8 protein-coding genes are annotated in these 11,938 nt (G+C 68.9%); all 8 read right to left on the reverse strand.

From position 1 onward, the window contains the following. Nucleotides 1–537: 537 nt before the first annotated feature. The gene (locus VFF46_RS36065; RefSeq protein WP_325041743.1) at nucleotides 538–2,991 is read right to left on the reverse strand and encodes a X2-like carbohydrate binding domain-containing protein; all 2,454 of its coding nucleotides are present in this window, start codon (nucleotides 2,989–2,991) and stop codon (nucleotides 538–540) included. A gap of 63 nt (nucleotides 2,992–3,054) precedes the next feature. Next, nucleotides 3,055–4,665, reverse strand: a complete 1,611-nt coding sequence (locus VFF46_RS36070; RefSeq protein ID WP_325041744.1) for a carboxylesterase/lipase family protein — start codon at nucleotides 4,663–4,665, stop codon at nucleotides 3,055–3,057. A 92-nt stretch (nucleotides 4,666–4,757) separates the two neighbouring features. Then, nucleotides 4,758–6,113 (reverse strand): glucose-6-phosphate dehydrogenase, encoded by a 1,356-nt coding sequence (locus VFF46_RS36075; RefSeq protein ID WP_325041745.1) that lies wholly within the window; start codon nucleotides 6,111–6,113, stop codon nucleotides 4,758–4,760. A gap of 38 nt (nucleotides 6,114–6,151) precedes the next feature. Continuing rightward, nucleotides 6,152–7,426, reverse strand: a complete 1,275-nt coding sequence (locus VFF46_RS36080) for a DUF3137 domain-containing protein (protein WP_325041746.1) — start codon at nucleotides 7,424–7,426, stop codon at nucleotides 6,152–6,154. 27 nt (nucleotides 7,427–7,453) lie between these two features. Then, nucleotides 7,454–9,481, reverse strand: a complete 2,028-nt coding sequence (locus tag VFF46_RS36085) for an AAA family ATPase (protein WP_325041747.1) — start codon at nucleotides 9,479–9,481, stop codon at nucleotides 7,454–7,456. A gap of 121 nt (nucleotides 9,482–9,602) precedes the next feature. Continuing rightward, entirely contained in the window at nucleotides 9,603–9,986 is a 384-nt protein-coding gene (locus VFF46_RS36090) for an immunity protein YezG family protein (protein ID WP_325041748.1), read from the reverse strand. Further along, nucleotides 9,983–10,636 carry a DNA/RNA non-specific endonuclease gene (locus VFF46_RS36095; protein ID WP_325041749.1) on the reverse strand — a complete coding sequence of 218 codons (654 nt, stop codon included), beginning with the start codon at nucleotides 10,634–10,636 and terminating at the stop codon, nucleotides 9,983–9,985. The genes VFF46_RS36090 and VFF46_RS36095 overlap by 4 nt, the downstream gene beginning before the upstream one ends. A 47-nt stretch (nucleotides 10,637–10,683) precedes the next feature. Beyond that, nucleotides 10,684–11,938, reverse strand: a 1,255-nt coding sequence (locus VFF46_RS36100) for an alkaline phosphatase family protein (protein WP_325041750.1), incomplete at its 5' end; no start/stop codon positions are given.

Genomic DNA, 11,938 nt, shown 5'->3' on the forward strand with positions numbered 1-11,938 from the left:
CTCCTCACCGAGCCGGTCGACGTGGTCGGCCAGCCGGGAGTCCTCCCTCCGGCGGGCCCGGCGGCGCGGGATGGTCAGATCACTCAAAGACATAGGCGGCACCTCGCTCGGTCGTCAGGGATGCGCGCTCGATCCCCCCGGCAAGGTTAACAACTAACTGACTAATCAGTCAGTCAGAATCCTGTGACTCAGGGAACAACCAGGGTCCGCCCCCTCGCTCCGCTCGGGGGCGGGAGTTATTGCGGAGTGCCCCTCCGAGCGGGGGAAGGTGTCGCGGGGTGTACCCGCCTCCCTCCCGGGCGGGGTGTCGCCGGGTGTACCCGCATCCCTCCCGGGCGGGGTGTCGCGGAGTGAACCCACCCCCGCTCGGGGAAAGGTGTCGCGGAGTGAACCCGCCTCAGCTCGGGGAAAGGTGTCGCGGGGTGTACCCGCCTCCCTCCTGGGCGGGGGTGTCGCGGGGTCAGCCCCTCCGCCCCGGTCGGGGCGGAGGGGCGGTGGTCCCGGGTGTTGGTCGGGACTGCCGTAGGGCGTTCGTGCCTACTTTGCGAGGGTGTAGCGGATTGTGTCGTTGCGGAGGACCTCTCCGTTGACCTTGACGATCTTCAGGGTGTGTTGGCCGTTCTTCAGGCCGGTGGTGGAGAAGACGGTCCGGTTCGTCACCCGTACGTCGTTGTGCAGGTTCACCCGCTGTACGAGCTTGCCGTCGACGTACACGTCGGCGTCGCCCTGGTCCGGTGCGAGCGCCGTACTCCACTCGACGCCCGTACCGGTGAACGTCAGGCCGACGGAGGCCCCGTCGTCCTTCGTGGCGTGGATGTCGTCGCGGTAGTCCCCGCGGAACCGTACGTCGAGCGGCGTGTTCCCGACCGGCAGCGTCGCGAGGTACGCCTTGCTGATCGTCACCACGTTCCCGTTCACCGTGTAGTCGGTGCCCTTCACCAGGTCCTTGCCGGCGTTCGCGATCCCGTCCAGCTCACCCGGGTCCCGCCCGAGCGTGACGTTCACGTCGGCCGGTGCGCCCTTGTCGAACGCCGCGGTGTCCGGGTTCAGCAGGCTCTCCTGCCGGACGTTCAGCTTGTCCAGCAGCATGAACTGCCCGGACTTCTTCACACCCCGGATCGTGTGCGTACCGTTCGGCAGGTCCGAGACGCTGTACACGACCTGTTGAGGTTTGTTGTGCCCCAGCGACGGATCCATGTACGTACTGACGGTCTGCTTCAGCTGGCCGTCGATGTAGATGTCGACGTCACCCTGCCCCGGGTCGGTCTCGGTCACATAGTCCACCCCGGTCCCGACGAACTGGTACGAGAACGAGTCGCCGTTCGTCTCCGTCCACTGCACGTCGTCCTGGTAGTCACCGAGCCCGCGGCCGGAGCTGTAGTTCCAGTTGCCGGTGTAGACGATGCCCGGGTCGTTGTTGTTGACCTGCACGGTCCGGGTCGGCAGGTCGAGCGCCTTCGCGGCGGTCTTCGAGGACGAGTCGGTCACGCCGACGGTCAACGCCTGCGACACCGCCGGTACTTCGTAGTTGTTGTTCCGCTGCCACGCGCCGTCGTACGTGACCCGGAGGTCGTCGTCGTTCACGCTGATCGTGGAACTCTTCTGCGGCGTCACCTTGAACAGCCGGACACCGTGGATCGGCACACTCTGCGCGGTGTAGCTCGACGCATACGTCCCGACGTCCTTGCGGGCCCACAGGTCACGGACCTTCGCGGCGCCGTTCAGGCCGAGGTCGGCGAAGTTCACCGTCATGTCGGCGTCGGTCTGGCCGAGGTTGAAGAGGGCAACGGTGTACGAGCTGTCCGCGTTGAGCGAGTACCACACCTGCCGGTTGGACTTCGTCGACACCGGATGCGCCGGGCGCCCGGCCTGGTCGACCGCGATCACCTCGGGGTTGGTCAGCAGGCTGAGGCCGTACGCGTCCAGGTTCGTCATGTCGTTGCCGATGTACATCGGCGCCGCAGACACTGCCCACAGCGTGGCCGCCGTACGCCGCTCGTCCTTGGTCATGCCGTCCATCGAACCGTTGCCGACGTCCAGCGAGTCCAGGTCGTTCCAGCCGCCGGGGCCGGCGTGCCGCCACCATTCGGCGAGCTTCGGGAACAGCCGGTTGATGTTCGGCCAGGCGGTCAGCGCCGTACCGGTGCAGTAGCACTCGACGTCCCACTCGATCCGCCAGCCGTTCGCGTACTGCTTCCAGGTGTCGGCATAGTTGATGTCGAGCGCCCAGGACAGCTCGAGCCAGATGTTGTGCCGCTTCAGCGCCTGCGACCAGGCCTTCACGTCGTCGCGGGCGTCGACCGAGAGATCGCTGATCCCGGAGCCCGGCGTCACGCTGTCGAACTTCAGGAAGTCCAGGCCCCAGGAGCCGAACAGGTCTGCGATCGAGTCGACGTACTTCTGCGCGCACGGCTTCGAGAAGTCGATGCGGTAGCCGATGCCCCAGTAGTCGCCCTTCTGCAGCGGCAGCACCGGAAGGTCACCGGTCGTACATCCGGGCGCGCCGTAGATCGGCAGCTTCGCGTCGATGACGGCCTTGCTGATGCCCGGGATCGTGTAGAGGCCGACCTTCTGGCCGTTGGCGTGGATGTGGTCGATGACCGCCTGCAGGCCGTTCGGGTAGAGCTTCTTGCTCGGCGTCGGCCGGCCGTACGCGTCGACGCCGTCGTTCCAGCCGGCGTCGATGTTGATGTAGTTGTACCCGTACGGCTGCAGCTTGGCGTGCATCGCGTCGGACTGCTTGATCAGCTGGTCGGCGGTGATCCAGCTGCCGCCGTTCGGGTTGAAGACCTGCATGCTGTAGCTGCTCCAGCCCATGTAGGGCTTGGCAGCCTTGTCCCCCGCCGGCCCCGGCAGAGCCTGAGGGGTGACGGTCGTGGTGGTCGGGACCGGTGCTGCTGTCGACGTACTCAAACCTGCCGGCAGCAGCCCGGCGACCACGAGCCCCGCGACGGCGGCCCGTAACACCCTGCTCCGAACGGATCTGGTCATGGCGGTGACCTCTTCTTCTCGGCGAATCCCAGAGAAACCGAATCGGATAGGATATTGGAACTATTACTTAACCTTGTCAAGATTCTGGGCGAAAGTGGCGCAGTGGTGCCGCGCCGCGAAGTCCGTCGACACCTGCGGAGCGGGGAGCTTGAGCGACAGTACCGCGCCGTTCCGGCCGGAAGCCGGCCACGGTACGGCGGCCGTCGACGGGTTGCCGGTAGCGGCGAACTTCACCCAGGCGGCTCGCATCGAATCCGCCAGGGCGGTCTGCTGCGCGTTCAGCGGCGCCGGGAACGGCGCGTTGGGGAGGTCGAACAGGTACCACATCTCGGAACCGTGCGTGGCGACCGAGAGAGCGCCGGCCGGGGCGAAGAGGAACGGCGCGGTGTCGTCGTTGAACTCGTACGCGTGCGCGGAGGTCCACTTGGTGACCTGCTGTGCACCGCAGGCGAAGGTCGCGTCGCCGATGAGCGTGCCGAAGGCCTTGTCCGGTGACGGGTACGCCGACAGGGGGTAGTCGGCCGCGATGGCTGCGGCCTGCGCGGGTATTACCCGGAGGGCTGCGGCGATGTTGGCTTCGTAGTTCTGCGGGGTGACCGGGCTGGTGTAGCCGACGTTGTACCCGCGGCTTACCACTCGGCCGCCCAGGGTGAAGAGGGCTTCCTCGTCGTGGTTGCTGCCGTTGAGGACCGGCACGTGGTTGAAGCGGCCGGCGGCGAGGGCGGTGCCGATCGACTCCTTCAGTACTGCGCCGTCGACGACGCCGGGGATGGTGACGCTCGCGGTCGCGGCGTTGTCCACCAGGGCCTGCACCGGCACCTTCCGCAGGCAGGCGGCGGTTTGGTCGGCGCATCCGACCTTGGCGGCGAACTCCTCGCCGGTGACCTCGGCCTTGGCGAGCGGTTCCTGTTCGAGGGCGAACGCGCCGCTCTCCACGATCGCTCGCTGGAAGAGGCCCTTCGAGCTGGGTGCGGTCACGTGCGCGAGTACGGACAGCCCACCCGCCGACTCGCCGGCGATCGTGACGTTGTGCGGGTCGCCGCCGAAGCGGCCGATGTTGCGCTGTACCCAGCGCAGCGCTGCCTGCTGGTCCATCAGGCCGTAGTTACCGCTCGCTCCCCCGGGTCGCGACGCGAGCGCCGGGTGCGCGAGGAAGCCGAGCGCACCGAGCCGGTAGTTGATCGTCACGACCACCGCACCGGCCTTGGCGAGCTTCGTACCGTCGTAGTTCGACCCGCTGTCCGCGGTCAGCCCGCCACCGTGGATCCACACCAGCACCGGTCGCTTCGTGGCCGGGTGCAGCGCGGCAGTCGAGACGTTCAGGTACAGACAGTCCTCACTGAGCGCTCCAGGTGGCGCGATCCCGGCCCCCTGCGGACAGCCCGGCGCGTACTTCGTCGCATCGCGCACGCCCGGCCAGCTCGCCGCAGGCCGCGGCGCGCGCCACCGCAACTCCCCCGTCGGGGCCGCTGCGTAAGGAATCCCCCGGAACGCCGCTGTCCCGTCGACAGCCACGCCCCGGACAATCCCGTTGCCCGTAGCAACCACTGGGGAGGTGGCTGCCGGGTTGGTGCCGGCTTCGGCGGTAAGTCCGAGGCCGGCCATCGCGGCCGCCAGCGCCGCGGTCGCCGCGGCGAGGGTGACGCCTGCGCGTCGGGAGAGGACGGTTCTCATGGTGATTGCACCTCGTGGTGGAGAGTGATTGCTTGACTGCTCTCACTCTCCGGCCGAGGACCGTCCCGTCGCCCCAGGGTAAGTCCCTGGTGTCAGGCCGAGGGCGCGTGCCAGTGGGCGGGGCCGTTCGAGCCTGCCTCGTACTCCTCCAGCGGGACCTCGCCGGTGCGCCAGGCGTCCAGGACCGGCTCCACGATCTCCCAGCAACGCTCGGCCACGTCGCCGCGGACCGACAGCAGCGGGTCGCCGCGGAGGATGCCGTTCAGGACCTCGCCGTACGGGAGGACCGGGGACGACGGCAGCGTCGCGTCGAGAAAGACCTGGCCCATCGTGTACGGGCCGTCGACGCCCAGCGCCGGAACGGACAGGGACAGGTCCCCCGGGTTCAGCCCGATCCGCAGCGTCTCACCGTCACGCCCGCCGTGCAGCCCGGACGGCAGGTGCCGCAGCGGCTTGAACTTCACCACGATCTCCTTGCGCGCGACTCCGAGCGCCTTCCCGGAGCGCAGCGTGATCGGCACCCCGGCCCAGCGGTTCGTGTCGACCTCGACGGTCACCTCGGCGAGCGTCTCGGTCTCCCGCGCCGGATCCACCCCGGCCTCCTCGGCGTACGACGGAACGGTCCCGCCGGCCGTGTACCGCGCCCGCCGGCTGGCCTGCAGCGCCGACCCGTACAGGTGGGTACTGCGCAACGCCCGCGCCATCTCGCTGCGGACCTCGACCGCGTCCATCGTCGCGGGAGCATCCATCGCAAGCAGCGCGAGCACGAGTAGCAGGTGGCTCTGGATCATGTCGACGAGCGCGCCGGCGTTGTCGTAGTACTGCGCACGCCCCTCCAGCCCGAGCGTCTCGTCGTACACGATCTCGATGCTCTCGATGTTCTCCGCGTTCCAGACCGGCTCGAACAGCCGGTTCGCGAACCGGAGGCCGATCAGGTTCAGCACCGCCGTACGCCCGAGGAAGTGGTCGACGCGGTGCACGTTCTCCTCGGGGACGAGCGACCCGACCAGCTTGTTCAGCTCGGCGGCGGACGCGGCGTCGGTACCGAACGGCTTCTCGAACGCCAGCTCGGTCCCCTCCGGCAGGTCGATGCCCTGCAGCGTCTCGACGATCGCGGTCGTCACGGCCGGCGGCAGCGAGAAGTACAGCACCGGCGCCGGGCCGGCGAGCTCGAGCAGCGCCCGCAGATGCGCGCGATCCGTCGGGTCACCGGCGACGTACTGCGTGGTTGCCAGCGTCTCGGCCGCCGCAGCACTGAGGTCGTCGCCGAACGCGGACCGCACCCGCCGCGTCCACTCGTCCGGCGCGAGCGCCGACCGGCCGGTCCCGATGATCCGCACGCTCGTGGCCCGCGGCCCCGCCAGCAGACTGCCCAGCCCGGGTAGCAACAGCCGCGAACTCAGGTCACCGCTGGCGCCGAAGATGACGACGGTTCGTTGATTCAACACGGTGAAATCCAACCACGACGACGGCAACCGAATTCCCGTTAGCCCACGGGAGTGCTGTCGAGCGCCGGGTACGGCGTGTCCGCGAGCCCGAGGTTGCGCCAGACGAACCGCGGCACCAGCCCGAGGAAACCGCGCAGGTACGCCGAGCAGTGCGCGATCGCCGGCTGGCTGTGCTCGCCGGGCGAGAACCACACCCAGTCCTGCTCGATCCGGAACGGCCGGCCCTGGGCCGCCATAAGGTACTCCATCTGGCGCGGGTGGATCACGTCGTACGCGTACTTCTGGTCCTGCGCGAAGACCGCGAACTGCTTGTTGAACGCCGCGCTCTCGAACTCGATCGCGTTGCTCGCGAACCCCTTGCGCCCGATGCTCAGCGGCGGCATCCGGACCGGCAACTGGAACCCGAGGACCGGCTCGGAGTGGTGCTCGGTGACGGTGCGGGTCTGCGAGTTGCCGTTGCTGTCGGTGTACGACTCCGTGCGGGTCGTCGTCCAGTGGTGCTCGAACGCGACGAACGGCGGCCCGTCGCCGTCGCGGCCGCGCACCACGTCCTCGGTGCGGTGGTTGGAGCCGCCACGCTGGATCGGCGTGAACTGGAGCAGGCTGTCGTCGACGCCGACCCAGTTCCAGTCCGGGTGGTGGTAGAACGTCAGCCGCGGCGGCGGCTCCGGCTGGATCCAACGGTCGAGCGGCGTACTGTCGATCGCCGTCGCGATCGCGCCGAGCTGCTTCAGCCATTGCGCGAGCAGGTCGAGGTCCTTGCGCGGCGGATCGAGGACGACGACCTGGTCGCCGTCGATGCTCAGGTTCACACCGGTCTGTCCCGCGGCCAGTACGCTCAACTGCTGGCACAGCTGCGGCGACACCGCCTCCTGCGCGAACGCCGGATCCATCGTGCCGACCTGCCAGCCGGGCCCGAGTTGCGGCGGCGCCGGCACCGCCTGCGCGAGGACGCCGTACCGCGGGGTGGTCTCGCCACCGGTGATCCACAGCTCCGGCAACCGCCGCGGCAGCGTCACCATGCCGACCCAGCCCGACCAGTACGGCGACTTGTACTCGATCACCTGGAACGGCCGCCCGGCCGCGGTGACCCCGGTGATCTGGTCGTCCGGCTTCCGGTCGAAGCCGATGCCGAACGGCGGGTTGCCGAGCCGCGCGACCGAGTCCCACGTCGGCGTGTTGACGAAGGTCCAGCCGCGCTCCCGGATCGACTTGATGTACGCCTGCCGGCGGACCAGCGCGACGATGCCCCAGACGACTCCGGCCACGACGACCACGATCGCCAGCACCGCGAAGAGGGCCAGAACGCTCATTCGCCAGACCCTACCCTCAGCCGCGGCTCAGCCGAGGACCTCCGGCAGCGGCTCGGCGTGGACGATCTGCAGGCGGCTGACGGCCCGGGTGAGTACGACGTACAGCCGGTGCAGCCCGCGCGGCTCGGCCGCGACGATATGCGCCGGCTCGGCCACCACGACCGCGTCGAACTCGAGCCCCTTCGCCAGCGTCGCCGGTACGCAGACCAGGCGGACGGTGTCGATCTCGTCCTCGGTCTCACCGAGCAGCGCGGCCTCCAGCCCGGCCGCGGTGAGCGCGTCCCGCAGCCCGGCGACCTGGTCGTCGGCGGCGATCAGCGCCACCGAACCTTCCCCGGCCAGCGCGGTCCGGCACTCGACGACCACCTGCCCGACGTACGACGCGGTCCCGGCCGGCACGATGCTCAGCGCGTCCGCGACCGTCCGGACGCCGGTCGGTGTGCTGAGCGTCGGAGCGATCGCCGGCAGCAGCCGGGCGGCGAAGTTGATGATCTGCTCCGGCACCCGGAACCCGCGATCGAGCTCCGCGACGATGCCGTCGTTCTTGCCGAGATGCCCGAGCACCCGGTCCCAGGAGCCCGCCGCCCACGGCGTCGTCGCCTGCGCCAGGTCGCCGAGGACGGTCGCGGATCCGGTCCGGCACCGGCGGCCCAGCGCCCGCAGCTGCATCGCCGACAGGTCCTGCGCTTCGTCCAGCACGAGGTGCCCGAGCGACCCGGTCCGGCGTTCGATCAGGTCCTCGAGTTCGTCGAGCAGTACCGTGTCCGCGAACGACCACTTCGCCGACTTCCACGAGCGGGCCGGCTTCGCCCACAACAACGCCGCCCGTTCCTCCTCGGTGAGGTCCGGGGCGGCCTCGGCCAGGAACTCCGGGTCCGAGAAGAGCCGGTGCAGGACCTGTTCCGGGGCGACCCGCGGCCAGACCGCGTCGAGCACCTCCTTCACCGGCTTCGAGCGGGCGACCGCGTTCTGCACCCGGTCGTCCGGGGACTCGGCGCGCTCCTCCATCCGAACCAGCACCACGTGCGCGATCCGCTGCGCGAGGGCGTTGCGGCCGGGTGCGTACCGGGTCGACTCGCGCAGGTCCGAGACGATGTCGACGACCTCGTAGTCGTGCACGCGGTAGCGCCGGGATCCCTTGCTGTACAGGACTCCCTCGGTCGTCGTACCGACGTACGACCAGAGCGCACGGCGGAGCGCGCCGACCATCCGGGTGTCGCCCTTGAGCGCCTCGGCCGCGGGCTCGTCGGTCGTCGTCACCGGCCGGGTGATCAGTTCGTCGATGGTGATCTGCCGTACGTCGACCTCGCCGAGCGCGGGCAGCACCTTGCGGATGTAGGACAGGAACGACTTGTTCGGGCCGACGATCACGACGCCGCCGCGGCCGAGGCGCTCGCGCTCGGTGTAGAGCAGGTACGCAACACGGTGCAGGCCGACCGCGGTCTTGCCGGTGCCGGGCGCGCCCTGGACGCAGACGCTCGGGTGCAGCGGCGCGCGGACCAGGTCGTCCTGCTCGGGCTGGATGGTGGCGACGATGTCGCGCATCGGGCCGGTGCGCGGCCGCTCGATCTCGGCACGCAGGAAGGCGTCCGCCTGATCGGTCTCGACCACCGCGGTCAGCGACTCGTCCTCGAAGCCGGTCAGGTCGGCATGATCGGAGAAGCCGTACCGGCGGCGCATCAGTACGTGCTGCCGGTCGGTGGTCGTGGCGCGGTAGAACGGGACCGACACGGGCGCGCGCCAGTCGATGACCAGCGGTACGCCGGTGCCGTCGTGGACGTGCCGGCGGCCGATGTAGATCTGGTCGTGCCCTTCGATCGTGCCGTGCTCGTAGTCGAGCCGGCCGAAGAACAGCGGTACGTCGGGCAGGTCCAGGAGCGCGTGCGTCCGGCGCTCCTTGGCCCGCTGGTTGGCCTCGTTGGTGAAGCGCTCGTCGTTGTCCTCGCCGCCGATGATCTGGACGTCGCGGTCCACGACCTCGGCGTACATCGAGCGCAGTGCGGTACGGGCGGCGGACAGGTAGGCGCGTTCGGTCGCTAACTCAGGTTCGACCATCGGAGAAGAGCCTCGAATCGTGAGCTGGGTCCCGCCCCGGAGCAGATCCATCCGGTTCGATTCGATCCCGAAAAAGACAGGTCGGCGACGCTACCAGCCGATCCCGGCACCCGCCACTGAATTAACGACGCATCCAGTCCGGGGTGTTCTCGGCGTCCCTCGGGAAGACGGAAAGGTCGTCCTTGTAGATCCGTTCGTCCACCGGGATCGACCATGCCGGCTCGGTGTTGTAGTCGAAGTCGGTCGCGAAATGCCCGGTGGACGTGATGGTCAGCCGAGCCGTCAGCCAGGTGCCTTTGCCCGGGCGGTACATCTCGCGCCGCAGCTCCTCGAAGTGGTCCTCCAGCCCCTCCGGCAGAACCTCCACCTGCGAGCCGTCCACGTCCGCGTCCAGTTCGGCGTACGCCGACGTCGCGCGGTAGACCGCGGTTACCTCGCGCCACCCGGCCGGCAGCGCCGCGACCAGCGCGCGGGCGATCGTGTCGATGACACCGATCTCACTCATCCGGCTCCCTTGCCGACGGGTTTGGTCTCCCTGAAGATACTCCGGGGCGAGCGCCGTCCTTCGTGTCGCGACACGACGGTACGGCTCGACGGGCGTCGCGTCGTACCGTTCGGATGCTTCACGTCGATCGCTGCGTGCACCTGAACACCGGCAGCGCGCATCGCCTGCCAGCTCTCCTCCATCCGCCGCCAGTTGTCGGCGACGCCCTTCACCGCCTGGTTCTGGGAGCGGGACTGCGCGGTGATGTTGATCGACTCGCCGGGCCCGTCGAACATCGTGCCGAAGAGGTGACCGCCGTCGTCGGTGCGCTGCCGATCGGGCTTGCCGGCATCGCGCTGCGCCTCCAGGTTGCGGCGGTCCTCGTTCTCCTGGGAGGGCAGCCACCCGAGCCAGCCCTCGGCATGCGTGACCCGGGCGTGCTCGTCGGTGACGTACAGGTAGCGGTCGTCGACGACGTAGACCGACGACGGCTCCGGCTCCATCAGGAAGTCGTTCCAGTCACCGGCGCGGCCGGACGGTTCTTCATGGACGGGCAGGTCGGCGTACCTGTCCGGCACCACCGGTACGTCGTCCGGCCCGTAACCGACCGCGCGGACGTCGGCCGGATGAGCTGGCTGCTCGACCCGGGCCGGCGTCCGCGCGGATTCCATGCGGAACTTCTACATGCCGCTTCTTAACTTGTGGTTACCGCAGAGTGTCAGTTGCCGTCGGCGGCCGGGATCACCGCGCCCGGTACGTCGTTCGGAGCAACGATCTTGGTCTCGCCGGGGTACGGCGTGGACCAGTCGTGCGCCTCGTACCAGTCGAAGTGGTTCATCTGCGCCGGGTTCGCGAAGTCGGCCTTGGCGTTCGGGCCGGTGGTCCGCTGCTGGGCCTTCCAGGCCTCCCAGGTCGCCGCCATCGCCTGCTGCCCGGCCGGAACGGTCGCCTTCGGCGCCGGTGCGGCGGTCGGGCTCTGCGCCGCGGGAACATCCGCGCCACAGGACGGCAGGGTCTTGATCCCGGCGGTCAGCGAGGTCCGGTTCGGGACCGCGGTGAACGGGGTGAAGTCCGGCTTGTTCTTGAACGCGCCGAACATCGGCGTCGCCGCCGTGTCCTTCTGGTTCATCGGCTTCATCCCGAGGATCTGCTCGATCGTGCGGATCATCGTGATCTGGGTGTAGTACCGGCTGTCCACCGTGCCGTGCTGCGCGTACGGGCTGATCACCTGGATCGGTGCCCGGTGCCCGTCGACGTGGTCGAGACCGGCCTGCGAGTCGTCCTCGACGACGAAGATCGCCGAGTCCTTCCAGTACTTGCTGTGCGAGATCGTGTCCACGATCCGGCCGGTGGCCAGGTCGTTGTCCGCGACCGCCGCGGCGCCGCTGGTCGGGCCGCCGGTGTGGTCGTTCGACAGCCAGAACATGTTCAGGTTGGCCGGACCGTTCTTCTGGAAGTCCTTCTTCCAGACCTCGGTCTTGTAGATGTCCGGGACGTCCAGGTCGAACTGCGGGAAGCCCTGGACCGACACGTCGTTCAGCGACGGGATCGCCGAGCCGATCTTGATCGGGTACTGGGGGTCCGCCCCGGTCGCGATGATGTTCTTCGTGTCGCAGTAGTAGTTCTGCCACGTGCCACCGGCAGGCTTCTGCTCGACCGAGAGGAACTCGCCGAAGTTCTTGACCGACTTGCCGGCCGCCTGCACGCCGGTCCAGAGGAACCCGCTCTTCTGGTGGCCGAGAGCGTCGTTCTCGGTGTCGTAGCTGCGGGTGTACTCACCGGCCGAGGACTCGGTGTACTCCGGGTTGTCGGCCTGCATCAGCCAGTTGTGGCCCTCGGCCGAGTTCGTGCCGATGTCGTAGGTGTTGTCGTACAGCCCGAACTGCTTCGCCAGCGCGTGCTGGTTCGGCGTCACGTTCTCGCCGTACTGCGTCAGCGCCGGGTCGCCGTTGCCCTGCGGGATGTCGCCGTAC

It is taken from the genome of Kribbella sp. (assembly GCF_035655035.1).
Taxonomy (GTDB): Bacteria; Actinomycetota; Actinomycetes; order Propionibacteriales; family Kribbellaceae; genus Kribbella.